The sequence below is a fragment of the Candidatus Binatia bacterium genome (genome assembly GCA_023150935.1).
In the GTDB taxonomy this organism is placed as follows: Bacteria; Desulfobacterota; Binatia; order HRBIN30; family HRBIN30; genus JAKLJW01.
This window is the reverse complement of sequence record JAKLJW010000023.1, coordinates 54,373-76,575: the sequence shown is the minus strand read 5'-3', so window position 1 is coordinate 76,575 and position 22,203 is coordinate 54,373. Positions and strand designations below refer to the sequence as shown.

At 66.3% G+C, this 22,203-nt stretch carries 24 protein-coding genes; 15 read left to right on the top strand and 9 right to left on the bottom strand.

The annotated features are described in order from the left end of the window. The first annotated feature begins 6 nt into the window (after positions 1 to 6). Complete coding sequence (locus L6Q96_14520) at positions 7 to 1,164, top strand: PilT/PilU family type 4a pilus ATPase (GenBank protein MCK6555768.1); 1,158 nt, start codon at positions 7 to 9, stop codon at positions 1,162 to 1,164. 66 nt (positions 1,165 to 1,230) lie between these two features. Here the strand turns inward: L6Q96_14520 and L6Q96_14515 are convergent, their stop codons facing one another. The 3 genes from L6Q96_14515 to L6Q96_14505 form a co-directional block, all read right to left on the bottom strand. Further along, entirely contained in the window at positions 1,231 to 1,803 is a 573-nt protein-coding gene (locus tag L6Q96_14515; protein MCK6555767.1) for a DUF2889 domain-containing protein, read from the bottom strand. A 464-nt stretch (positions 1,804 to 2,267) separates the two neighbouring features. Next, positions 2,268 to 2,426, bottom strand: a complete 159-nt coding sequence (locus tag L6Q96_14510; protein MCK6555766.1) for a hypothetical protein — start codon at positions 2,424 to 2,426, stop codon at positions 2,268 to 2,270. 293 nt (positions 2,427 to 2,719) lie between these two features. After that, positions 2,720 to 3,163 carry a DUF5615 family PIN-like protein gene (locus tag L6Q96_14505; GenBank protein MCK6555765.1) on the bottom strand — a complete coding sequence of 148 codons (444 nt, stop codon included), beginning with the start codon at positions 3,161 to 3,163 and terminating at the stop codon, positions 2,720 to 2,722. A gap of 431 nt (positions 3,164 to 3,594) precedes the next feature. Between L6Q96_14505 and L6Q96_14500 the strand changes: the two genes are divergently transcribed. The 5 genes from L6Q96_14500 (at position 3,595) to L6Q96_14480 (ending at position 6,014) form a co-directional block, all read left to right on the top strand. Beyond that, positions 3,595 to 3,825 carry an addiction module protein gene (locus L6Q96_14500; protein ID MCK6555764.1) on the top strand — a complete coding sequence of 77 codons (231 nt, stop codon included), beginning with the start codon at positions 3,595 to 3,597 and terminating at the stop codon, positions 3,823 to 3,825. Further along, positions 3,825 to 4,118 carry a type II toxin-antitoxin system RelE/ParE family toxin gene (locus L6Q96_14495; protein MCK6555763.1) on the top strand — a complete coding sequence of 98 codons (294 nt, stop codon included), beginning with the start codon at positions 3,825 to 3,827 and terminating at the stop codon, positions 4,116 to 4,118. The genes L6Q96_14500 and L6Q96_14495 overlap by 1 nt, the downstream gene beginning before the upstream one ends. A gap of 264 nt (positions 4,119 to 4,382) precedes the next feature. Further along, positions 4,383 to 4,772: a hypothetical protein gene (locus L6Q96_14490; GenBank protein MCK6555762.1), complete on the top strand. Its 390-nt coding sequence runs from the start codon at positions 4,383 to 4,385 to the stop codon at positions 4,770 to 4,772. A 49-nt stretch (positions 4,773 to 4,821) separates the two neighbouring features. After that, the gene (locus L6Q96_14485; protein ID MCK6555761.1) at positions 4,822 to 5,703 is read left to right on the top strand and encodes a DUF4338 domain-containing protein; all 882 of its coding nucleotides are present in this window, start codon (positions 4,822 to 4,824) and stop codon (positions 5,701 to 5,703) included. Next, complete coding sequence (locus L6Q96_14480) at positions 5,700 to 6,014, top strand: hypothetical protein (protein MCK6555760.1); 315 nt, start codon at positions 5,700 to 5,702, stop codon at positions 6,012 to 6,014. The genes L6Q96_14485 and L6Q96_14480 overlap by 4 nt, the downstream gene beginning before the upstream one ends. Positions 6,015 to 6,162: 148 nt before the next feature. Here the strand turns inward: L6Q96_14480 and L6Q96_14475 are convergent, their stop codons facing one another. Further along, positions 6,163 to 6,492, bottom strand: a complete 330-nt coding sequence (locus L6Q96_14475; protein ID MCK6555759.1) for a divalent-cation tolerance protein CutA — start codon at positions 6,490 to 6,492, stop codon at positions 6,163 to 6,165. Then, a complete protein-coding gene (locus L6Q96_14470) occupies positions 6,489 to 7,505 on the bottom strand; it encodes a hypothetical protein (protein MCK6555758.1) in 1,017 nt (338 codons plus the stop codon). Before L6Q96_14470 ends, L6Q96_14475 begins: the two co-directional genes overlap by 4 nt. A gap of 148 nt (positions 7,506 to 7,653) precedes the next feature. Here L6Q96_14470 and rplU point away from each other — a divergent pair, with 148 nt between their 5' ends. From rplU to proB, 4 genes are all read left to right on the top strand, one after another. Next, positions 7,654 to 7,989: a 50S ribosomal protein L21 gene (gene rplU, locus L6Q96_14465; protein MCK6555757.1), complete on the top strand. Its 336-nt coding sequence runs from the start codon at positions 7,654 to 7,656 to the stop codon at positions 7,987 to 7,989. Continuing rightward, positions 7,979 to 8,233, top strand: coding sequence for a 50S ribosomal protein L27 (rpmA, locus tag L6Q96_14460; GenBank protein MCK6555756.1), 255 nt, complete (start codon positions 7,979 to 7,981; stop codon positions 8,231 to 8,233). The genes rplU and rpmA overlap by 11 nt, the downstream gene beginning before the upstream one ends. A 99-nt stretch (positions 8,234 to 8,332) precedes the next feature. After that, the gene (gene obgE, locus L6Q96_14455) at positions 8,333 to 9,406 is read left to right on the top strand and encodes a GTPase ObgE (protein ID MCK6555755.1); all 1,074 of its coding nucleotides are present in this window, start codon (positions 8,333 to 8,335) and stop codon (positions 9,404 to 9,406) included. After that, on the top strand, positions 9,403 to 10,548 hold the full coding sequence (gene proB, locus L6Q96_14450) for a glutamate 5-kinase (protein ID MCK6555754.1): 1,146 nt from the start codon (positions 9,403 to 9,405) through the stop codon (positions 10,546 to 10,548). Before obgE ends, proB begins: the two co-directional genes overlap by 4 nt. A gap of 60 nt (positions 10,549 to 10,608) precedes the next feature. On the opposite strand, the gene menB is transcribed toward proB, so the two are convergent. Beyond that, the gene (gene menB / locus L6Q96_14445) at positions 10,609 to 11,394 is read right to left on the bottom strand and encodes a 1,4-dihydroxy-2-naphthoyl-CoA synthase (protein ID MCK6555753.1); all 786 of its coding nucleotides are present in this window, start codon (positions 11,392 to 11,394) and stop codon (positions 10,609 to 10,611) included. Between the two features lie 449 nt (positions 11,395 to 11,843). Here menB and L6Q96_14440 point away from each other — a divergent pair, with 449 nt between their 5' ends. Then, a complete protein-coding gene (locus tag L6Q96_14440) occupies positions 11,844 to 12,089 on the top strand; it encodes a type II toxin-antitoxin system VapB family antitoxin (protein ID MCK6555752.1) in 246 nt (81 codons plus the stop codon). Then, positions 12,086 to 12,520, top strand: coding sequence for a PIN domain-containing protein (locus L6Q96_14435; GenBank protein MCK6555751.1), 435 nt, complete (start codon positions 12,086 to 12,088; stop codon positions 12,518 to 12,520). The genes L6Q96_14440 and L6Q96_14435 overlap by 4 nt, the downstream gene beginning before the upstream one ends. 334 nt (positions 12,521 to 12,854) lie before the next feature. Here the strand turns inward: L6Q96_14435 and L6Q96_14430 are convergent, their stop codons facing one another. The 3 genes from L6Q96_14430 to L6Q96_14420 all read right to left on the bottom strand — a co-directional run bounded on the left by L6Q96_14430 (position 12,855) and on the right by L6Q96_14420 (position 15,550). Next, positions 12,855 to 13,799, bottom strand: coding sequence for a hypothetical protein (locus L6Q96_14430; protein ID MCK6555750.1), 945 nt, complete (start codon positions 13,797 to 13,799; stop codon positions 12,855 to 12,857). Then, complete coding sequence (locus tag L6Q96_14425; protein ID MCK6555749.1) at positions 13,796 to 14,689, bottom strand: DUF6502 family protein; 894 nt, start codon at positions 14,687 to 14,689, stop codon at positions 13,796 to 13,798. Before L6Q96_14425 ends, L6Q96_14430 begins: the two co-directional genes overlap by 4 nt. Positions 14,690 to 14,821: 132 nt before the next feature. Continuing rightward, entirely contained in the window at positions 14,822 to 15,550 is a 729-nt protein-coding gene (locus L6Q96_14420) for a hypothetical protein (protein ID MCK6555748.1), read from the bottom strand. A gap of 285 nt (positions 15,551 to 15,835) precedes the next feature. On the opposite strand from L6Q96_14420, the gene L6Q96_14415 reads away from it, so the two are divergent. From L6Q96_14415 to L6Q96_14405, 3 genes are all read left to right on the top strand, one after another. After that, positions 15,836 to 16,909, top strand: a complete 1,074-nt coding sequence (locus tag L6Q96_14415; GenBank protein ID MCK6555747.1) for a hypothetical protein — start codon at positions 15,836 to 15,838, stop codon at positions 16,907 to 16,909. A 280-nt stretch (positions 16,910 to 17,189) separates the two neighbouring features. After that, entirely contained in the window at positions 17,190 to 21,593 is a 4,404-nt protein-coding gene (locus tag L6Q96_14410) for a protein kinase (protein MCK6555746.1), read from the top strand. Continuing rightward, positions 21,577 to 22,200, top strand: coding sequence for a hypothetical protein (locus L6Q96_14405; GenBank protein ID MCK6555745.1), 624 nt, complete (start codon positions 21,577 to 21,579; stop codon positions 22,198 to 22,200). Before L6Q96_14410 ends, L6Q96_14405 begins: the two co-directional genes overlap by 17 nt. Positions 22,201 to 22,203 lie beyond the last annotated feature (3 nt).

Genomic DNA, 22,203 nt, shown 5'->3' with positions numbered 1-22,203 from the left:
CGGGGCATGGACATTCGTCCCCTCCTGGCTTCGATGGTCGAACGGGAGGCGTCGGACCTCTACCTCGCGGTCGATAGTCCTCCCGTCTTGCGTGTCGAGGGTGTCAGCCAATCTCTCGATGGGCCGCCGCTCACCGCGGCACAGACGGAGGCGCTGGCCTATGCGTTGATGACCGAGCGCCAGCAGGCGGTGTTTCAGGAGAAGCTCGAGATGAACCTGGCGATCGGCTCCGATCGCCTTGGGCGTTTCCGGGTCAATGCCTACCGGCAGCGCGGCGCCGTGGGTGTAGTTGTCCGCCGCATCAAGACGCAGATCCCCACCATCGACGAGCTGGGTCTCCCGGCGATCCTGAAGCAGGTTGCGCTCAGTCGGCGAGGCCTGGTGCTGGTAACCGGAGCCACTGCGTCCGGCAAGTCGACCACCCTGGCGGCGATGCTCGACTACCGCAATCAGGAAACCGACGGACACATCTTGACGGTCGAGGATCCGATTGAGTTTGTCCACAAGCACAAGCGTTGCATCGTCAGTCAACGCGAGCTGGGTTTCGATACGCTGACCTTTTCCGATGCCTTGCGGAACACGCTACGCCAGGCCCCGGACGTCATCCTGATCGGCGAAGTGCGCGATCAGGAAACCATGTTGGCGGCGATCACCTTTGCCGAGACGGGGCATCTCTGCCTGGCGACGTTACACTCGAACAACGCCAATCAGGCGATCGAGCGGGTGATGAACTTCTTCCCGGCGACGCGCCATCCGGAGATCTACCTTCAGCTCTCCCTCAACCTGCGCTCGATCATCTCGCAGCGGCTGGTGCACGGGGTGGACGGCAGGCGAGTTGCAGCCCTCGAGATACTCGTCGACACGCCGTGGGTGAAGGACCTCGTCAAGCGCGGCGAGGTCGACACGTTGAAGGAAGCGATGGAAAAGAGCACGCAGGAGGGCGGGCAGACGTTCGACCAGGCTCTATTCGATCTGTACGCCCAGGAGCGGGTCTCCGAAGAACAGGCGTTGGCGAACGCCGACAGTGCCAACAACCTCCGCCTGCGGATTCGCGGTTTCGACATGCGATTCAAGTCACCCCCGGGGCGCGAGGCGGGCAGCGGCGCCGGCGACGGCTTCCGCATCGAGGGAGTCGCGCCGACGCCGCACACGCGCCGCACCTAGGGCGGCGCGCACCACGACACCGGGGGCCAATTGGTGCGCTGCGGCGAGCGCTTGCCGGCAGCGGGATTACCTGCCTTCGGTGTCGTCGATCCGGCGCACCGGCATCGCCTGCGGTCGCAAGCGCAGCGGCGTGGGGTTCTCGGCAATCAGCGGTGCGCTCTGTTCCCGGTAAGAGAAGCACGTGTTGAGCATCCCCGGCACATTGCCGAGAACGAACTTGTGCCGCAGGCTCGGATTGTCCTCGCGTGCGCGGACCTCGGATGGAACGTCCTGAAACAGGCGCACGAAGTGGAGTTGATAAGCCGCCTGAGCGATCTCGACGAGCAACTCGGAGATGCGATGGCAGCCCTCGGACCCGCCGACGATCTTGCGCGCCTCTCCGGTGAAGCCGCGCGCGACGCGCATGCCGATCAGCCGTTCCACGTTGGGGTGGGTCATGTTGCAGACCGCCGTGAAGGGACCGTTGCGCACCTCGCTGCGCGCCGCGACGATCTCGAGCGATGGGTGCAGGACTTCCACCTCGGCGTGCACGTCGTGAACTTCGTCCTGCAGGAAAGCTTCGATCAGGAAGCGGTCGCCGCCGAGCGGGTAAATGTTGACTTCCTTGGTCCGGTGGTAGATCGCGGTAACGTCGGGCATCGGCGGAATATACTCGCGTCGCGCCGCTCATGCCAGTTGCCTCGTTCCCCCACAATCCGGCGCCAGGAGCTATCCGCATGCCCGTAGGCCGTCACCCTGCTGCTCGGGTGGACGGAGAACCGTTCGAACCTGCCCGATGCGGACCGCTCCAACAACTGCCTCTCGATCGGCGTCGGCGGCACGTGAAGCTGTCCCGCTTTCGTGGACGGTTAGGGACTGGAGATCCAGTCCTGGTTTCTGATCTCTGGGATTCGATTTGTAAATCGTCCGAACACGCGCGTACAAATCCGAGCCACGGTGACAGCACAAGCTGCTGTCCACATTGTGGACGGCGATGTAGCACGACGTGATACCAGGCGACGAGCTGCGCAAGCGACCTGAGCCCCCGTCCACACTGTGGGCAGCTGCTCCCACGCGCGTAGCAGGTCAGGGGGAGCGCGAGGGGGAGGCGCTGCGGTCGGTGATCAGGGGTGGGCATCGTGGCTTTCCGGGAGCGGTGTCGGTACCGGGATAAACGCCGAGCCTGTGAACCGGCGCTCGAACGCTATCGGCGAGAGGTGCGCGAGCGAGGAATGACGACGGTGCGAATTGTACCACCCCTCGATGAACTCGAAGATCGCCATGCGCGCCCGCGGTTTGGTGGCGAAAGCGATGGCGGTCGAGCAGCTCGCATTCGAGCGTGGCAAAGAAGCTCTCGCACATCCCGGAAGGGTGTGAGCTGCGTGTCAGCGTGTGTTGGCGCAGGGTACCCGCCATGAAGCAGTGCATGGTGACTAACTGGCGGAGCCTTGCGGCGGTCGGCGGGAGGAAACGTTGGACACCCACCCGACGGGGGCGCGAATCGTGGGCGACCAGAGGCGGACGGGCCGCCGTTCGGGACGGACCCTGTCGGTGCGGTGTCGTTGTACGTCGGGCTCTACCGCCAGCGTATTCGAGGTGATGACGGGTTCCCGCACGCTCTCGGCGAGACGTCGATGGAGAGAAGGGAATGTCGCGTGCCGCGTCGGCGGGTGTGGGTCGGTGGGTGTCCAGCATTTCTGTTGCGGATGCCCGCCTCCGACTCTCGATCCAGGCAGCGCAACGTGCGCCCAAGCAGCTCGCGAAAGGGCACTTGATCGCACACCGCGATGCCGTAGTGGGTCAGGCCCTTCGCACGGTACGCGCGATCGAGGAGCACGAAGTCGCGAATGTTGTGCGTGAGGAAGGCCCGTCGCTGCTTGGCGGCGAAGGCTAGCTGTTCCGAATCGCTGAGTCCGCTGCGCTTCAGCTCGTCCACGTGGCGGGCATCGAACCCCCTTTGGCGGAGGGTCTGCGCGAGTAACGGCCGAACATCCTCATCGAGCAGCAGGCGAATTGCCACACTCAGCCCCCAACTGCGAACGCATGCTGCTCTCGGTGTTGGCCGCTATGTCTCGGTCGACCTCGCTCTGATGGTCATAATAGTGGTCTCAGCGCGCAAGTCGACCTCAACCTCGGTCTCATGAGCCATGGATCGGCGCGGATCCTCGCTACGTCGAAGAAAATCATGTGCACGGCTTTCCTGGCGGACAACACCAACATGCCGCCCACGTCGATGGCGTACCTCACGATCATCGCGAAGACGAAGCAGAAGGCGGCGAACTAGGCGACGCAAGGTCCGTTATCGGACAGTTGTGGATTGGAGTCTTCGACGTCACAGCGAATCGCGCGCATTTCGCGGGCCGAACTACAGCGTTCGGCTGCTTGTGGTGTCGCGGCTTCTGCTTGCTCCGACCGACAGGCAGGCGTACTGTTCTTCAAGGGAGTACCCACATGAAGGCGCAACCTGACGAAATCGAGACTGCCGCATTGGATCTCGCGCCGGAAGCACGCCTCCGGATCGCACACGCTCTCGTGCGCAGTCTCGAATCGGAAGATCCCGAAGTGATTCGCGGCTTATGGATCGACGAGGCGGAACGTCGGGATGCGGAAATGGACGAGGGCGTTGCTGTTTGTATTCCCGGCGACGAAGTGCTCGGCCGAGTGCGGTCGAAGTACCGCTGATGCTCGACTTCACGTTCAACCCGCTTGCCGAGCAGGAGTATGTAGCGGCAGTCGCAGAGTGCGCAGCGGGAGAACGTGGTGCACACCTTCGTTTCATCGCGACATTTGAGGCCGCCGCTTCGCAGATCCGGAACTTCCCTGAATCGGGGTTCGTCACCAGAGGCAGGATCCGGTCGAAGGTGCTGTCTGGATTTCCGTACACGATCTACTACTCGGTTACGCCAATCGCGATCCGCATCCTGGCCGTCGCACATCATCACCGACAACCATTCTACTGGCTGCGTCGGAAGTGATCGTCCACCTCGCGACATGCCGAACAGTTGCGTCCTGCCGACGCGCAGAAAGACGCGCGCGGCAGACGCATTGGCGTTAGCTTTGCTCCGAGTCGATTTGCAGAGAGACGTTGCGCAGGAGGGAACCGATGCTCGTACCCGCGGCCCAGCACAGAACCTGGAATGGCCATGATTGCTGGATGCTTTCCGTGTCCTTCCGGCAAGCGTGCGTGACGGCTCCGCGCTCCCGGCCGTATCCTCGTCGGCAGACGAGGAGGCGAAGCGATGGCACGACGAAGAGGCGGCCGAGCGGTCGGGGCGGAAGCGTTGCGAGGGCGGATCGAGCGGTGGCGTAAAGCGGGCCGGCCGGGAAAGCGCATGCCCGAGGAGCTTTGGGGCGCGGCCGTGGAGCTTGCACATGATCGCGGCGCCTACCGGATCGCCAACGAGCTTGGGCTGAGCTACCAGGCGCTCAAGCAACGCACGGACGAGGCAGGTCAAAGTCGCCGCAGGAGCGAGCGAGGGCAGCGCCGAAGGGCGGAGTTCGTCGAGATCGACATCGGGCGGGCGCGGCCGCTGGAGGCGCACGAGGTGGCGGTGCTGCTGAGCGGTGGGGACCCGCGCGGGGTGCGCGGAGCCGAGCCATGGCGTCGGATCGGGGATCGCGCAGTGTAAGCGTCGGCGTCCTTACGTTCCACGGCCGGCGGTGGTACGACACCGGGCCATGGCAACGATGCTCACGTACCGCGGCCGCGTCGTCAGTGACGGCGACGTCGCACAGATCCGCGAGCTGATCGCGTCCCACCCCGAGCAGAGCCGCCGCGGGCTGTCGAAGAAGCTGTGCGAGGTGTGGGGGTGGACCCAGCCCAACGGTAGGCCGCGCGACATGGTGTGTCGCTCGCTGATGCTGGCGCTCCACCGCGCGGGCCACATCGAGCTGCCGCCGGTGCGCCGCCGGCCGCCGAACCCGCTGGCACGCCGTGCGCGCCCGAGTGTTGTGAGCGACATCGAGCAGAGCCCGATCCGCTGCACGATTGCGGAGCTGGGGCCGCTGGAGTTTCGCCAGGTGCGGCGCAGCCCCGCCGAGGCACTGTTCAACGGGTTGATCGAGACCCATCACTACCTGGGCTACACGCAGCCGGTGGGCGAGCAGCTGAAGTACCTGGTGTATGCGGGCGAGCGGCCGGTGGCGTGCCTGGCGTGGAGTTCCGCGCCGCGCCACCTCGGGCCGCGCGACCGCCACATCGGCTGGAGCGCGGCCGAGCGGCGGCGCAACATCCATCTGGTCGCCTACAACCCGCGCTTTCTGATTGTGCCGTGGATGGACGTGGTGCACCTGGCCTCGCACCTGCTCGGGCGCATGGTGCGCATGCTGCCCGCCGAGTGGGAGCGGATCTACGGCCACCCGGTGTACTTCGCCGAGACCTTCGTCGACGCCCCCCGCTTTGCGGGGACGTGCTACCGGGCGGCGAACTGGCGGTATCTGGGTCGCACGACCGGCCGGGGCAAGGACTCGCAATCGAAGCGGCCGAATCGCTCGCTCAAGGACGTGCTGGGCTACCCGCTGGTGCGCGACTACCGCCGGCGGCTGTGTGCGGGCCGATGAGCGCTCGGCGCCAGCGGGCCAGGCGCCAGCGTCTCGACGTCGATGTCGCGACGCTGGCGGCGATCGTCGACCGGTGGAGGGTCGCACCGATCGGCGAGGAAGAGAGCGAGCTGTGGCGATCGGCGATCGGCACCCTGGCGGAGCTGACCGCCGAACTGATCGGCGCCGACCCCTTCGACTACGTCAACTCCCTGCTGAACAACGCCGACCACCTCGAGGATCAACCCGGCCTCTGGATGCCCTGGAACTATCGCGAAACCCTGGCCAGCCTCGCCCGGCGTCGCGTCAATGACGCAGTGCCCGCTGGCTGAGTGCTACGCGCCCGGAAATCCCCTCGATAAAATTGCGCTTCGCATCTCTGCCGGAAGGACACGCAGTTCCCTCAGCCAGGCCGATCCGCGCGGGATGGAAGGTTTCCGGACGAGGGCGGCGGCCACGCGGCGATCGCCGTCGCGGGGATCAGTCGACTGCGGCCGGCGTGGCCCCGCGGAGCCATGCCAAATAAGGCTCCGATCCGTCCGTAATCGGTAGCGCGACGATCTCGGGCGTTTCGTATGGGTGCATTGCCCGGATGCGGGCGGTGGTGGCAGCAAAGAGCGCCGCGCGGGTCTTGATCACCAACAGGTGCTCGGCATCGTCGCAAACCTGTCCGTCCCAACGGTAGATCGAGCGGATGGGGCCCACGACGTTGACGCAGGCGGCGAGCCGGTCGTCGACAAGAGCGCGCGCCATGCGGGTGCCGTCTTCTGCCGTTCCAACGGTAACGAGAACCACAATGCAGTCGGTCATGCCGTTCTCTCCTGCCGTGCGGCGCGCCAGTTTGCGACCAGAGCGGCGTAGTCGATTGCCGTAGATGGGGGGAGCGCCGCCATGCGGCGGTCGTCAGGCCGGGAAAAGAGCCGTTTGCGGAGGCGCCGCCAAAAAGCCCGCGATCCGGCGCGCCGGCGACTGGCGAGGAGGCCTATGGGCTGCAGGGTGGCACGAACCGATGCCGCGCTGGCGGGCCGGATGTGCCCGCGGCGCACGATGTTGGCCAGGGAGTTGCTCAGGCGCTGCGGCGTGTGGCCGGCGTCCTCGATGATCTCGGTCGCAACCTCGGCGACCGCGGGCAGGGTCAAGTGACCCATCTCGTACAGGCATACCGCGGTCTGGAAGTAGTTGAACGCCGGTACGAGTCGGGCACCGAACGAGCTGAACATCCTCGGCGGCGTGCGTCGTTCGAGGTTGATGAAGATGCGCCCGACGATCTCCGCGCGGTCGACGGCGGCGGTGCGCTTTCCGATCTCGTCGATCAGGCGCAGGTCGACCCCGATGGTGTGCAACACCGGTGCGATCTCGGCGGCCTCGATGCGTCCCGCCGCGATGTCCGCGTACAACGAGTATATGATCGGATCGGACTCCCAATCGTCCCCGAAGAGGATCTCCCGCGACCCCGCGGGCATCTGCGGCCGGCTCTTCAGCAGTTCGGTGAGCTTGTAACCGACCTGCTCGCGCAGGTTGCGGAACCGTCCGCGCACGATGTGGTGGAGCTGGTTCTTGAACACGATGCCGTCGTACTCGATACCGTCGAGTTTTAGCTTCGCTTTGATCGACCTGGCGATCTGCGGCGGACTGGCGGACAGGAAGAGGATGCGGATGTCTTGCCCGCGTTCGGTGGCGAGGCGGCGCAAGCCGCGGATGAGCGGCACGACCCCCGGCACCGCCACCTTGTTCTCGGCCTTTTCGAACGGGATGCGTACGAGTCCCCGCAGCGAGTCGAAGTCGCTCTTGAGGTAAGTCTTGTCCAGGTCCCACCGAAACACCACGGGTGGCCATGATTCGGGTACCGGACGGCGCCGGCGGGGCCAACGGACCAGCGCGGTCATGGAACGTTGGCATACGCATGACGCCCGGCGTTGACAAGGGTGAGGGGTTTTTCTAAGCACCTGAATTCACGTCAGGAGACGATTAATGAGCTACGCAGTCATTCGCACCGGCGGCAAGCAGTATCGCGTCGCTCCCGGCGATCTCATTCGGGTAGAGAAGATCGGGGGTGACCCGGGGAGCGACATCGAGTTCACGGATGTCCTGATGACCGCGGACGCAGGCGCGGTGCGGGTCGGCAAGCCGCTTCTGGCGGGGGCCCGTGTCACGGGGCGGGTTGTGCAACAGGGAAAAGCCAAGAAGATATTGGTTTTCAAGAAGAAGCGGCGCAAGAACTACCGCCGCCATCGCGGTCATCGTCAGCTGTTTACAGATGTCCGTGTGACTGCCATCGAGAGCGGAGGGGAAGCCCATGGCTCATAAAAAGGGGCAGGGGAGCACGCGCAACGGCCGCGACAGCAACGGCCAGCGGCGTGGAGTGAAGGTGTTCGCCGGGCAGTTCGCGCGGGCCGGCAACATCCTGGTCCGCCAGTTGGGCACGCGCATACACCCGGGTAAGAACGTCGGCATGGGTCGCGACTTCACGTTGTTCGCGCTGATCGACGGCATCGTAAGGTACGAGCGTGTGGGCAAGGACAGGAAACAGGTGCACATCTTTCCGTCCTGAGCGACCAGATTCGCTTTTCCGGCTGCGGTCGGCTTCGGGCGACGACCGCACGGCTTTCATTCGGTAGCGTCCCTCGCTACCCTCGGCCCGGCGATACAGATGAAATTCATTGACGAAGCCGTAGTCCACGTTCGGGCGGGCGACGGCGGGCGCGGCTGCGTGGCGTTCCTGCGCGAGAAGTACCGGCCGCACGGTGGCCCCAGCGGCGGCGACGGAGGCGATGGCGGTGACGTTGTCCTCGTGACCGACCCGGGGTTGACGACACTGCTCGACTTCAAGTTCCAGCCGTTGTTACGGGCCGGGCGAGGAGAGCACGGTCGCGGCAAACACCAGTTCGGCAAGCGCGGAACCGACCTCGAAGTGCGGGTTCCCGTGGGTACCATCGTGCGCGATGCCGAAAACGGCGTGGTGGTTGTCGACCTGACGGAGCCGCGCTGCCGATATGTCGTCGCTCGCGGCGGCAAGGGGGGGCGCGGCAACATGCATTACGCCACGCCCACCAACCAGGCCCCACGATATGCGCAGCCGGGAACGCCGGGAGAGGACTTGCGTCTACGGCTGGAACTGCACCTGATGGCCGACGTCGGGTTGGTCGGCTACCCGAATGCCGGCAAGTCTACCTTGATCAGCAGGGTTTCGGCGGCGCGGCCACGAATTGCCGACTACCCTTTCACGACTCTGGTCCCGCACCTCGGTGTGGTCCGTGCCGGCGAGACGTTCAGCTTCGTGCTCGCCGACATCCCTGGCCTGATCGAGGGGGCACACCGCGGCCTCGGGTTGGGGCATCGGTTCCTGCGCCACCTTTCGCGGACGTCGATGCTGATTCACCTGATCGACGTGAGCGGGCTGAGCGGACGCGATCCGCTTGCCGATTACGACGCGATCAACCACGAACTGGCCGCCTTCGACGCGACGCTCGCTGCCAAGCCGCAGGTGGTTGTCGGCAACAAGCTGGATCTGGCGGAGGCGCGCCGGGCGTTTCCGGAGCTGCAGGGCCGCTTCGCGGCACGCGGCATCGAGCTGCACGGGATTTCCGCGGCGACCGGTGCTGGCGTGGGCGCTCTAATGGGCGACGTCGGCGGGCAGGTACGGACGTTGCGCGCCGAGCGCCATGCCGCCGCGGCGCCGGTGCCCTGGTCGCCGGATCTGGCGGCCGAAAGAAACGGGGAATGAAGGATCACCTCGGGCACAAGCAGCGCCTGTTGCGGCGGGTGCGACGCGCGGTGGTGAAGATCGGCAGTAGCATCCTGTCGGGGCCGGCCGGTATCGACCATCGGCGCCTGCGCGACCTCAGTCGGGAGATCTGCGCGGTGCGCGGCGACGGCGTCGATGTGGTGGTCGTGACTTCGGGCGCGGTTGCAGCCGGGATGACGCGGCTCGGTATGACGACCCGGCCCCGGACGGTCCCGCTACGCCAGGCCGCGGCTGCGGTCGGCCAGATCGATCTGATGGCGCTGTACGTGGAGTACTTCGGTGCGCACGGAACGCGAGTCGCGCAGATACTGCTGACCCACGAAGACCTTGCCAGCCGTCGCCGCTATCTTAATGCGCGCCGCACGATCGAGACCTTGTTCGCCGCAGGCGTGGTGCCGGTCGCCAACGAGAACGATACGGTGGTCGTCGACGAGCTGATGAACTTCGGCGACAACGACAACCTCTCCGCCCTGATTGCCGGGCTGGTCGAGGCCGATCTGCTGGTGTTGTTGAGCGACGTCGAGGGCCTGTACACGCGCAATCCGCGGGTACACGCGGACGCCGAGCTGGTGCGCGTGGTCGAGCACCCGACGCGCGCCGCGAGCAAGTACGCGATGGACGGCCAGGGCCCGCTCGGGACGGGCGGTATGGCATCGAAGGTGGCGGCGGCGACCAAGGCGGCGCTCGCCGGCATTCCGACCATCATCGCCGATGGCCTGCACCCGGGCGTGCTGCCGGCGGTATTCGAGGCGCGCCAGGTTGTGGGCACGCTCGTCCTGCCGGCCGGCGACAAACTGGCCCGACGGAAGCATTGGATCGCGTACACACTGAAGCCGGTGGGTTCCCTGACCGTCGATCAGGGAGCGTACGAGGCGATCACCCAGCGCGGCCGCAGCCTGCTCGCCAAAGGCCTCAAGCACGTCGAAGGTCGGTTCGGCAGCGGCGATTGTGTCCGTTGCCTCGACCCGTCAGGCCGCGAGTTCGCGCGCGGCCTCGTTAACTACGGCGCCGATGAGATCGACCGGATCAAAGGCGTCCACTCTGCCGGCATCGAAGCTGTACTCGGCTACAAACTCACCGAGGAAGTAATTCACCGCAACGATCTCGTCGTGCTGGAGTGACGCCGTTCCGCGTAACGACTCCCTGAGAGCCTGACCCCGAACGCCCTGCCGCCAGTTCCTTTACCTGGCATACTTCCGGAACTCTGGCTTGCGTTTCTCGATGAAGGCGTTGCGGCCTTCCTGGGCTTCAGGAGTGCGGTAGTAGAGCTCGAGGGCGCTGAAGCCCATCTCGGTGATGCCGTTGATGTGCTCGGTGTCGGCGTTGAAGGAGTACTTCGCCAGCTTGAGGGCAGTCGGGCTCATGGCAAGGAGGTCGCGGCACCACTGTTCGACCTCGGCGCGGAGTTGTGTGGCGGGAACGACTTTGTTGACGAGCCCCATTTCGAGGGCCTGCTGTGCGGTGTACTGCTTGCAGAGAAACCAGATCTCGCGGGCCTTTTTCTCGCCGATGATGCGGGCGAGATACGCGGTGCCGAAGCCGGGATCGACGCTCCCGACGCGGGGGCCGACCTGGCCGAAGACGGCGCTGTCGGCGGCGATCGACAGATCGCAGATGACGTGCAGCACGTGGCCGCCGCCGATAGCGAAGCCGTTGACCATGGCGATGACCGGCTTGGGGATGTTGCGGATGACACCGTGGAGAGTCGCTACGTCGAGCCCGATTCCCGGCCGGTCGCCGTAACCGGATGCGCTGCGGTCGCGCAGGTCGCCGCCCGAACAGAAGGCCTTGTCGCCCGCGCCAGTCAGGACGACGACACCGACATCGGGGTCGCCCCACGCGGCGCGGAACGCGGCGATCATCTCGTCGACGGTGCGGGCCCGGAAAGCGTTGCGCACGTCAGGACGGTTGATAGTGATCCACGCGACTCCGTCGGTCTTGTCAAAGAGGATGTCGGTAAACTGCATGCTCACCTCCTGTCCGCGGTGCAGTTGTCCCGAGGTCGGTGTGAGTGTCAAGTCGGACCGACGTTCTCCCACAACGGCCACGCTGGCGGGTCCGTGCATCGACGAACCCGATCGGTGGCCCGCAGCCGTGCACACAGGACCGTCTTGCGTAAGGGCGTCCGGCGGCCTTGCAACCTTGCCGATCTACGATTTCCGAGTTCGCGCGCACGGCGCGAAAAACTTTCCGGATAATCGAGGAGCAGTGCGCCACCGTTCGCGCCGAGTAGCGCCGTTTTTTCGGGCGCGTATCGAGGCACGTCTGGTGCGACCCCTCGATACGGCCCCTGAACAAACGCGCCCTACTCGGGGCGAACGGGGAGTTGCGGGCATTGGGTTGCGGGTGGTAGCCCGCGCTGTTACACGAAACGGGCGATTGACGGTTAACCGTTTGAGCTGATATGGCCAGCCATATGAAGACAACCATTCAGATTCCCGACAGCCTCTTTAACGAAGCCCGCCGGCTGGCGAACCGCGAGAACACGACGCTTAAGTCGCTGGTCGAGCAGGGGCTGCGGCGAATCATCGCCGAGCACAAGAGCGCCGAGCCGTTTCGCCTGCGCAAGGTCGGTTTCAAGGGCCGGGGACTGAATCCGGGCCTTGCCGAGGCCGCATGGGAACAGATCCGTGACCTGAGCTACGAGGGCCGCGGCGGGTGATTGCCGTCGACAGCAACATCCTCGTATACGCCCACCGCGAAGACTCGGCCTGGCATGACGCCGCCTCTGCGTGCGTCGTGCAACTCGCCGAGAGCCGCGCGCCGTGGGCCATCCCCTGGCCCTGCATTCATGAGTTCCTCGCCATCGTCACCCATCCGCGCATTTACGTCCCACCGACCCCCGTGCCTGTCGCCGTGGACCAGGTGGAAGCCTGGCTCGAATCGCCGACCCTGGTGGTGCTCGCCGAGGCCGATCGTTACTGGAGGAAGCTGCGCGAAGTCATCGACACGGGCCGGGTTGGCGGGCCGCTGGTGCACGATGCGAGAGTGGCTGCGCTCTGCCAGCAGCACGGGGTCACCGAATTGTGGACGGCCGACCGTGACTTCGGGCGGTTCCCAGGACTGAAAACGCGCAACCCCCTGGTGGTCTGAGTACCCGGATTACCGTCGGCCTCTCGCCCCTGCGGGCGTCCTTCGCCTTCTCTAGCGAAGGGCAGTCTTGCGGCGCCGGGCGCATCCGCACGCGCGATTGCCATGCAGATGAGGTCCTCGACCCGGTTGTCGACGATGGGCGCAGCGCGCTTGCGCCCATCGTGCGCAAAGCCGCCGCGCTCGTAGAGGGCGATGGCCGCCGCGTTCGACGCAACGACCTCGAGTTCGATCCGGGTCAGGCCTGCGGCGTAAGCGGCACCGAGGGTCGCGCTAAGCAACCTGAGTGGCCCTGATTGGTGCCCGCCACACCACGCTAACGCATATGCCGCGCTGCTCAACCGCGGGTCGCCGGGCGGAACACGATGGTCTCGGCGACGATCGCTCCCGGGTTGTTCAGCCGCACCGTGCCGTTGCCCTCGACGTGACCCCGCGGCGCGAGGTCCGTGCAGGCGATCGGGCGTCGGCCACCGTGCCCGTCGGGGGTGAAGTAACGTGTCGTTGGCACCAGTCGAACGCGGGTGCCGCCGTTTACGGATGCGAGCAGGAGCACCTCGGCGGTGCAGTCCGCGGCTACAACCGTGCCCGTAAACCGCACCGGTTGCACCGGGCCCGGGTCCGGCGGCGGGTTCTTCGGTGCCACAACGATGGCGAGGGCGTCGATGGTGCGGTCGGTGCGGAGACGGACCTCGCCCTGGATGCCGACTTCGTCGCCGACCCGTAGCGCGGTGCAGGCGAGGGGACGGCCTCCGCGGCGCGTGATTTCGGTGTCAGCCGAGATACGCACGAGGAATTGATTGCGTCCTGGGGCCCGGTCGTCGACGAGCAGTACTCCGTTGGCGTCGTCGACGCAGTCCACCATCACGATGCGGCCGAGGAACTCGAGCTGGCGCACGTTGGCCGGCTCGACCGACTGGCGGCGCAGGGTGACGTCTTCGAGGACGAGCACGGAGCCCGCCGGAATGTCTATGGGAGTCGTTGCATCGATACCGTCGCCCCGGAAGCGCAATGTGAGCGCGCCCGAGAACTCGCCACGTAACTCGAAGTTGCCCTCGGCGTCGGTGGTGTCGGCGATCCCCGGGGCCTCGTCTATACTGACCGTGACCGGGAAGGGGAGTGCGGTGGCGAGGCCACTTTCCGCGGTGGCGCCATCGGTGGCAGTGTCCACGGCCACGACGTTGCCGCTGATCGCGGCGATGCCGGTGCCGACCGGGCCGCCGTCGGCTGCGCACCCGCCCAGGAGCAAGAGGGCCAGGAGAAAGAGACTGCGCGGCCGTTTCATCGAGACCTCCGGATACGACCGGGCAGCGGCGAGTCCACCGGGGCCGGTGGTGACGGTTCGTACGGTTCCTCAAAGTAGTGGGTGCCGAGCACCACGCGGGTGCGCCGGCCGCCGGGTGCATCCCGATTGCGGTCGCGATCCTGGGTGGCCAACAGGGCATTGGCGCGGCGAATGAACTCCTCGCCAAGGCGGCGGGCCTCCTCGCGAAGTTGGACGAGAGCATCGGCGCCGATGTTGTCGTAGACGACCTTGCGCTGCAGGAGGGGTGCCTCCGGGTGTTCGATGTTGTGCACGATGGTGGTGAACAGCTCCCCCGGATCTGCACCAAGTAACGTGAGCTTTGCCTCGATATCGTCCTGCGGGATGTTCGCTTCTCTAACCACCGCTACGTCGCCGTTCGGCAGCAATTCGACGGCACCCTGACGTAGCAACTCGTCGAGTACCGACCGGACAGGTATGTCGACCCCGACTTCGCGTACCAGTCTGGCAAAGCTCGGCGTGGCGGAGTCGGACACGTCATATGGCAAACGCCTGGGAACGCCGTCACGGCTGGCGTAGGGCGGGCTCGCCATCCAACGGCCGAGCACATGGGTAGCGAGCGTGTCCTCGACTTCGACTACGGCCGTGGACCGCGAGGGACGGCGCCGGAGTTGGACGATCTCTTTGCGGTTGATTCCGGTGAGCAGTGAAACCCGACTGTCCGTGAGGCGCTTGAACGGCAGAGCGAAGTCCTGCTCCGCAACCTCCACGTAGATCTGCTTGAGAAGGCGGCTGAGCGCCGGGTAGCTCACCCCGTAGGTGACGAGTTGCCGAACCACAGGGTGCAGCAGGCGCCTGATGGCGGCGACGAACTTGGCCTTGAGAGGACCGCGTACTGGCGGCAGGGTCACGAGTGGGGCGCTCCGTTAACGAGGCAACCGTGCCCCGCCGGGCGCCGACCGTGCAGGTGTGGGGGGGGCAGCACGATCGGACATCCCGGCGGGGGAGGGCCCACGGTCGGGCCAGCGTCTACTACTGTCGCATTACTCAGCCGCTGCCGTTGGTGTGGGTACCGGCGCGTCAGGACACGCCTCCGCGCATGCGCCGGCCGCGCGGTCGCAGGCGGCGTGTTCGGAGCGCTGGGTTTCCAGGCATGGTTGCAAGCAAGCGCTCGCGGCGGCGCGAGCATCCCTGCAGGCCGCCGAATGGCGATCGGCCTCGCAGGCGGTCTTCGCGGCCTCGACGAGATCGCTGCACCCCTCGCGGCAGGTTTGCGCGTTCGCACGGACGGTTGTCAAGCATGCCCGCAGGTCCTCGCGGCACGTGGCGATGCAGGTCGGGTCCTTGGGTGGCGTTGCGCCGGCATCCGGGCAGATCGCGATACACTCCCTCAGATCGGTGCCGCATTCCTCCATGGCGGCGCGGAAGGCGGCATTGCAGGTGTGCAGGCACTCGCGGGCTTGCGTGCGGGCGTCGGCGCACTCGGGCGACGCCGGGTCAGCCGAGCAGGCGGCATGAGCCGCATCGATGGCCTCGCCGCAGTTTTCGGCACGGCAAGCGCGCCTTTCGGCGTGGGCCGATGCCGTGCAGGCCCGCGCGTCGTCCTTGCAGAGATGGACACACAAACGATCCTTGACCGGTCCAGGACTCGGTCGCGGCCCCGGGTTAGGCGGAATCCCCGGACCCGACGGTCCGCGTCCGTGGGCCACGGCGGCGCTCGCAAGTACGAGACCCAATCCAAGGGTCAGTCCCATAAGTCGTTTCGAGATCATCGTTACCTTCTCCTCGGTCTTAGCTTTCTCTGGCTTGATGAGTAGTGACAGGTTTCGGACCGTTTGACACGAGGGCCGCTCTCCTCGTTCGCAGGGACCCGGCCGCAGCGATCAGGGTCTAAGGCGGGCCACGCATGTTTATGGGAAAACATCCCATAGTCATGGGTAATACTCCCATTTTTATTTACGCACAAGGAAAAAGTTCGTGGTGCTTCGGTGCGCCTATCGGCGCGCTTCCGTGCCTGCCGGGATTCTGTTAGTCCGATGCCGGGTGGGGCTGAGATAATGCCAGACGCGTTGGAGACGGTCGAAGCGGCCGCCGGCGGTTCTTTCGTCGCGGGTGTGGCGTTGCCGATCCGCTTCGCCGGGCTAACCCAGGAGTGGGCGGCAGTGCGGCAGGGCTGCGGCCTGCTTGACGCGCGCTTTCGTGGTCTCCTGCGGGTGGCCGGCGGCGATCATGAGACCTTCCTTCAGGGGATGCTCACTAACGACGTCGTTCATCTCAATGCCGGGCAGGGTGTGTATGCCGCCCTGCTGACCATTCAGGGTCGCATTGTGGCCGATCTATTTGCGCTGAGGCTGGCGGAGGAGATGTGGTTGGACCTGCCGGCCGCGCGGGTAGATGTCGTGCGCGAGACGCTGGATCGGTACATCATCGCGGACGACGTCGAACTGCTGCCGGCCGAGGCGACTGCACCTCTGATCGCCTTTGAGGGCCCGGAAGCGACCGCTGTCGTCTCCGCGCTGATCGGTGGGCCGGTTCCAACGACGGCGTTCGCGCATCTGCCGGCTGATATCGACGGCGTTACGTTTCGCATCGCGGCAATGAGCCACGGCGGTGCACCCGGGTACGTGTTTTACGGGTCGCCGTCGGCCGCCGCGGCGCTTTGGGAGCGCGGACGCGCCGCCGGGGCAGAGCCGGTCGGCATGGAGGCCCTCGATATCCTGAGACTGGAAGCCGGTATCCCCTGGTACGGTCGCGACATGGACGACGAAACGCTGATCAGTGAGGTCGGCATTGAGAGCGCCATCAGTTATCGCAAGGGGTGCTATCTCGGGCAGGAAGTGGTTGAGCGCGTCGCGTCGCGCGGGCAGGTGCAGCGGAAGCTTGTGGGGCTCGTGTGCGAGGGCGAAGCGGTCCCCGCGGTGCCGATCGATCTGGTTGATGCCGGCAAGGACGTGGGGAGAATCACCAGTGCGGCGTGGTCTCCGGCATGCAAAGCCGTGATCGCCCTCGGTTATGTCCGCCGCGGGTACTGGGAACCGGGCGCCACGGTGGCGATTTCAACTCCGGATGGCCGAGCGGCGCACGTTGTGCCGTTGCCCTTCGTGAATCCATCTCGCGCTCCGACCCCGTGAAGGGACAGGCGGGTCCGCCGAGCCCGACGCTGCCCCGTGTTCAGCGCGGCGCGGAGACACCGCGGGTGCCGATGCCGGGCCGCAACTGCGGCGGTCTGGCTGGTTCGGTAGGCAGCCGGTTGGGTATCGAACGGGTGTGGAGACCGACTGGGTACATCGAATCGATTGACGCCCGCGGGGCGCCACAGTACACGACGCAGTCAGGTCACACGAAGTCGAGTCATGGGGACGTGGGCAGAGGGCCTGGTTGTCAAGGTTGGCGGGTGGCGTTGGGGCTTGCATGAACAGCGGCCAATCGACAGGTGAGCGCCCGGCGTCGAGCGTGCCGGCGGCGGCCGGAGAGCGTGCGGGCTTCCCGGGCCTGCCGCAGCGCTTCCAGATCCGGGAGTGTCTTGGCGAGGGGAGTCAGAAGCGTGTCTATCGGGCACACGACGCCATGCTGGAACGAGAGGTGGCCATCGCCGTGTTGCCGCTGGCTGCGATGAGCGAGGCCGACCGGGCGGGTGTTCGGCGCGAAGCGAAGTTGATGGCCAAGGTTGGAGAGCGCCCGCACCTCGTTCCGATCTTTGACACGATCGAGCATCCGGACGTTCTGTACCTGGTAAGCCGCTTCATGCGCGGGGGGACGCTGGCCGAGGAGCTTGCCCGCGAGGGTGCCGCCGGGTTGCCGATCGCGCGCGTGGTTGTCATTGCCCGCGATGTGTGTGCTGGCTTGCAGCACGCCCACGACGCCGGCGTTACGCACCGGGACGTCAAGCCGGCGAACGTCTTTCTGGACGATCGAGGAACGGCTCATCTGGGCGACTTCGGTCTGTCGCTGGACTCGCGCCGTGGCCGCCTGACTGAAGACGAGATGCTCGTTGGTACGCCGCCGTACATGGCTCCCGAAGTGCTCGACGGGAGGCTCGGGGATGCGCGTAGCGACCTCTACGCGCTGGGCTGCGTACTTTACGAGATGCTTACGGGACGCCCGCCGTTCGCCGGCGCGGAGCTCCGCGATCGGCTCTTGCAGTTGGTGCGCGCCGCTCCGGTGCCGCCCCGACGCCGACGGGCAGACGTGCCTCCGGCCCTCGAAGACCTGGTGTTGTCGCTGCTCGCGGAAAGCCCCGAGCAACGGCCGCAGTCCGCATCGGCGACCCTGGCCGCGCTCGACGGCATCGGGGCGAGTGGTGGAGCGCGTGCCGCCGGCCGGCGCCACGTTGCGCCGGCCAGACGCCGGCGTCCGCTGCCGCCACCGGTTACCGGCACGGATGGTGCGGCCGTTGCGGGACGCGCGCTACCTGGTGCACTGCTCGTCGGACGTGAAGAACCCCTGGCCTGGATCCAGGCGCGTCTCGGAGACGCCTGTGCGGGTGCGCCGCGCGTGGCGCTCATTGGCGGCGAGGTTGGTATCGGCAAGACCCGCCTCCTTGCCGAGCTACGCGCGGTAGCCTTGAACCGCGGAGTTACGGTCGGCTGGGGCCGCAGCTTCGAGGAGGGCACTCCACCTTACCTGCCGATCGTCGAAGCGGTGCGTCAGGCGCTCGATCTGTCGACGCCGAATTCTATTGCGGTGGAGGGCCGCAATCGCTCGATACTGCGCCGATTTCTGGAGGAGGGAGGGGTGTCCAGTCGACGCCCGCCCTCGGTGGGCGCGGTTGTCGATGCCGATCGGGAACGGCTGCGTCTCTTTCTGACCGTGTCGCGCGCCGTCATCGAAGCGACGAAGGAAAAGCCGCTGCTTCTGGTCCTTGACGATCTACACTGGGCCGACCGATCTTCGCTCGACCTGTTCTTACACTTGGCGTTTGCGACCGCCGACCATGGCGCCCGTGAAGCAGTGCGCCTCTTGATAGTGGGAGCGTTCCGCCCAGTGCAGCCGAGCGATCAGCTCGCAACTGTTCTGTTGCGCTTGCTAAGGGAGTCCTTTTGCGAGCGTTTCGACCTCACCGGGCTGGGTGAGATCGATGTTCAAGCCCTGATTCGTGCCCTGACCCAGGCTGAGCCGGCCCCGCGGCTGGTGGAGAGCCTCGTGGCCGCTACGCGTGGCAACCCTTTGTTCGTGCGGGAGATTGTTCAGGGCTGGATGGCAGCGGGGGCGCTGCGGGAGCGCGACGGGTTGCTCACCCTTGCCGACCCGGCCGCGCCGCTCCACCTGCCGGGGGAAATCGCGTCGGTCGTCGCGGCGCGGACCGAGGCTCTATCGGTGCCGTGTCGCCGGGTGCTGGCCCGGGCCGCGTTTCTGGGTGACCCTTTCGATCTGAAGACGCTTGCCACGGTTGTCGCCGTGGCCCCACGCACGGTGCGGACCCGCCTCGATGAGGGGATAGCGCAGGGTATGGTCGAGCCCGAGGGGGACGATTTCCGCTTCACGCATCCGCTCGTTCGGCACGCCTTCTACACCTTGCCGAGCGCCACCGAGCGCCGTCTTATCCACGCTGGGATCGCCACCGCCCTGGAGACGCGAGCCGACGAGGTTAACCTTCTGCGCCTGGCCCGCCAATTTGTGGCCGCCGAGAACGAAGTCGACCCGGCCAAGGTGGCGCTCTACGCCGGCCGCGCCGGCGTGCAGGCGGCGCGGCTCTTCGCGTGGGGCGAGGCGGCCGCGTTTTACGAGGCGGCAATCGCGGCCGCCGAGCGCATCGACGGGTTCGACCAGCGGATGTTTGCCGGCCTGCTGCACGGTGCCGCCTTTGCCCATCTGCGCGGTCGGGACATGGGTCCCTGCCTGGCCCGTTATCGTGCCGCGGTGGCCGCATATGAAGCCGTGGGTGAGGTTCGCTCGTTAGCGCTGGCGCTCAAGGAACAAGCGGATGCCATGCTCACGATGCGTGGACCGAACGTCGATATCGAGCCGCTGCAGAACGTGCTGGATCGTCTGGGGCCGGACGCCGACGATGTGGCCGGCCGACTACTGACCACTATTGCCCAGGTGCAATGGGTAACGAATCGTCTGGCCGAGGCGGAATCTACGGCCGAGCGGGCCGTGGGCATCAGTGCGCGCACCGGCGACACCGTGCTGGCGGCCAGCGCCCACGTCGTGCGGGCGATCGCTCAAGCGCAACAGTTGCGTGTCGACGATGCCCTGGCCAGCTACGAGAAGGCGCTCACGATAACGTTGCGTAGCGGGGACCTGCGTCTGCAGAACTGGCCTCGCCAGCGTATTCCGATGGTGCTCTTCTGGGCCGGAAGACTCGACGATGCCATGGCGGCGGCCCGCGAAGCGGAGTCGCTGGTCCTCCAGACCCACGACTGGGCCGAGCACTCCCTGGGTCTCGGAACCCAGGCCTGTATCGCCGTGGCGCGCGGCGACATGCGTACTGCCGGCCGTTGCGTGGAGCAGACACTCGCCATGATCCGTCGCACGCGCTACCCGTGGGGCGCGCCGCTCTGCCTGCCGGCACTTGCCGGTGCGCACGTCGGACGCGGAGCGTATGCGGATGCCAGGCGAACCCTGGAAACGTTGGTCAGTCCCGGGCAGGTCTTCGACGAGCCCGGCGGGGGCATCCAGCTCCTGGCTAGGCTCTATGGGGACCTGGTGCGTGCGTACACCGAGCCGTCACCGACGATAAGGGCCGAGTTAGCCACCGCCATGCTCACTGCCATTCCATGGCCGGAAAAGGCGGACGTCAACAGCCTGGGACCGCTGTGTGCCGCAGTCGAAGTGGCGGACCTCGCCGGGGTGTCCGAACTCGCGGCGCGCGCCTACGAACCCTTGCTGTACGCCGAGACGCAGGGCGTGGTGTTCTCGAGCGGGTGGGTGTTTCTGCTCTCGCGGGTGCTGGGTGTTGCCGCGGCGCTGCTCGGTGACCGCGCTCGGGCCGAGGTCCACTTTCGCACCGCAATTGCCGCCGCCCAAAGAGCTGGGGCCGGTCCGGAACTCGGCCGTGCCTGCTTCGACCTGGCGCGCCTATTGGCCGCCGCTCGGGCGGAAACTAGCATCGGTGACGAAACGCGCCAGCTCATCGACCTCGCCCTGAGCGCCTTCGGACGTGGGGGTCTCGCCCCGTGGACGGCTCGGGCAGAGGCCTGGGCAGCCGCGCACGGAATCGAGGTTGTGCCCTTGGCGCGGGCAAGCGGTGTTGCGGATCAGGCGCAACCGTGGTCGGGCCAGGCAGCAGCGGGCATCGCCAGGACTCCGGAGCGGCAGGTGCTGGCGGTGCTCTTCACCGATCTGGCAGGGTCCACCGAGCTTATTGACCGGCTCGGGGACGTTGGTGCCCGGGCCGTGCTGCGACGGCACGACCACATTGTCAGGCGCTGCCTGACGAAACGTGGCGCTCGGCAGCTCAAACACACCGGCGACGGTTTCATGGCGGCGTTTGCGGCCGCCGCCGACGCCGTCAGGTGCGCCCTCGACATCCAGGCCGAACTGGCCAAACAGAACACGGCCGACGCGGACGCTCGGCTGCTAGTTCGCATCGGCATTAGTGCGGGCGAACCCGTCCGCGACGGCAGCGAATTGTTTGGCGCGGCCGTGAACGCTGCGGCCCGGATTTGCGGGCGTGCCCGGCCCGGTCAGGTGCTGGTGGCGGACGTCGTGCGCCAGCTAATCGCCGATCCGGCGTTCTCTTTCGTGGACCGTGGCCGCGTTTCTTTGCGCGGGTTCCGCGAACGAGTTCACGTGTTCGAAGTGCAGCGCAAACCGCCACTGACGCGCCCACGGCGCGCAAGAAAAGGAGAAGGCAATGCCCATCAGCGGTGATGACCCCAACTCGACCCTGGCGCTCACACAGCAGTACTCGAAGCCCGACATACTCCAACGTATGGACCTGGCATCTCTGAATCAGACGCAGGCGAGCCTCAAGGTAATCCGCGATCAGGTTAAGGGTACTCAGGATCTCGCCGCACTCGGCATTGCCCTCAATCTTATCGCCGGACCGGCTGAGGAACTGCACATAAGAGATCACTGGTTCGACGAGTCCGGCGGTGGATGGTTCAAGAGCGTTCCGAACGTGAAAGCCCGCATCCGCGCCGGGTTTCTAGAGGTGCTGCGCCTGCTGCGCCAGAGCCCCCGGCCGCTGCAAATGTTCCTGCAAGTCATCCCGAATCCGCCCGGCGGCGGTTTCACGTTCTCGCACCTGCTGATCCCGAACAGTCTCGTCGTAATTCTTACGGTACCGACCCCCCAGGTGCCTCAAGGGACGGCGATCGCGATGGACACCGACGATGTCGTCCTGGTTACGGCACAGTTCGGCGAAACCATCGAGACGCGTTTCGGTCAAGTGGGAGTTGGGGTCACCATGCACGGGACGGAATCGGCGAGTTCACGGCCAAGTTCGCCGGCGGGACGCGGGCGGCGCCGCCGCTGATGA

Excerpts from the sequence above, each read along its gene's own strand:
- L6Q96_14520 (MCK6555768.1), top strand. The coding sequence starts at position 7 with ATGGACATTCGTCCCCTCCTGGCTTCGATGGTCGAACGGGAGGCGTCG.
- L6Q96_14515 (MCK6555767.1), bottom strand. The coding sequence starts at position 1,803 with ATGCCCGACGTTACCGCGATCTACCACCGGACCAAGGAAGTCAACATT.
- L6Q96_14510 (MCK6555766.1), bottom strand. The coding sequence starts at position 2,426 with ATGGCGATCTTCGAGTTCATCGAGGGGTGGTACAATTCGCACCGTCGT.
- L6Q96_14500 (MCK6555764.1), top strand. The coding sequence starts at position 3,595 with ATGAAGGCGCAACCTGACGAAATCGAGACTGCCGCATTGGATCTCGCG.
- L6Q96_14495 (MCK6555763.1), top strand. The coding sequence starts at position 3,825 with ATGCTCGACTTCACGTTCAACCCGCTTGCCGAGCAGGAGTATGTAGCG.
- L6Q96_14490 (MCK6555762.1), top strand. The coding sequence starts at position 4,383 with ATGGCACGACGAAGAGGCGGCCGAGCGGTCGGGGCGGAAGCGTTGCGA.
- L6Q96_14485 (MCK6555761.1), top strand. The coding sequence starts at position 4,822 with ATGGCAACGATGCTCACGTACCGCGGCCGCGTCGTCAGTGACGGCGAC.
- L6Q96_14480 (MCK6555760.1), top strand. The coding sequence starts at position 5,700 with ATGAGCGCTCGGCGCCAGCGGGCCAGGCGCCAGCGTCTCGACGTCGAT.
- L6Q96_14475 (MCK6555759.1), bottom strand. The coding sequence starts at position 6,492 with ATGACCGACTGCATTGTGGTTCTCGTTACCGTTGGAACGGCAGAAGAC.
- rplU (MCK6555757.1), top strand. The coding sequence starts at position 7,654 with ATGAGCTACGCAGTCATTCGCACCGGCGGCAAGCAGTATCGCGTCGCT.
- rpmA (MCK6555756.1), top strand. The coding sequence starts at position 7,979 with ATGGCTCATAAAAAGGGGCAGGGGAGCACGCGCAACGGCCGCGACAGC.
- obgE (MCK6555755.1), top strand. The coding sequence starts at position 8,333 with ATGAAATTCATTGACGAAGCCGTAGTCCACGTTCGGGCGGGCGACGGC.
- proB (MCK6555754.1), top strand. The coding sequence starts at position 9,403 with ATGAAGGATCACCTCGGGCACAAGCAGCGCCTGTTGCGGCGGGTGCGA.
- menB (MCK6555753.1), bottom strand. The coding sequence starts at position 11,394 with ATGCAGTTTACCGACATCCTCTTTGACAAGACCGACGGAGTCGCGTGG.
- L6Q96_14440 (MCK6555752.1), top strand. The coding sequence starts at position 11,844 with ATGAAGACAACCATTCAGATTCCCGACAGCCTCTTTAACGAAGCCCGC.
- L6Q96_14430 (MCK6555750.1), bottom strand. The coding sequence starts at position 13,799 with ATGAAACGGCCGCGCAGTCTCTTTCTCCTGGCCCTCTTGCTCCTGGGC.
- L6Q96_14420 (MCK6555748.1), bottom strand. The coding sequence starts at position 15,550 with ATGATCTCGAAACGACTTATGGGACTGACCCTTGGATTGGGTCTCGTA.
- L6Q96_14415 (MCK6555747.1), top strand. The coding sequence starts at position 15,836 with ATGCCAGACGCGTTGGAGACGGTCGAAGCGGCCGCCGGCGGTTCTTTC.
- L6Q96_14410 (MCK6555746.1), top strand. The coding sequence starts at position 17,190 with ATGAACAGCGGCCAATCGACAGGTGAGCGCCCGGCGTCGAGCGTGCCG.
- L6Q96_14405 (MCK6555745.1), top strand. The coding sequence starts at position 21,577 with ATGCCCATCAGCGGTGATGACCCCAACTCGACCCTGGCGCTCACACAG.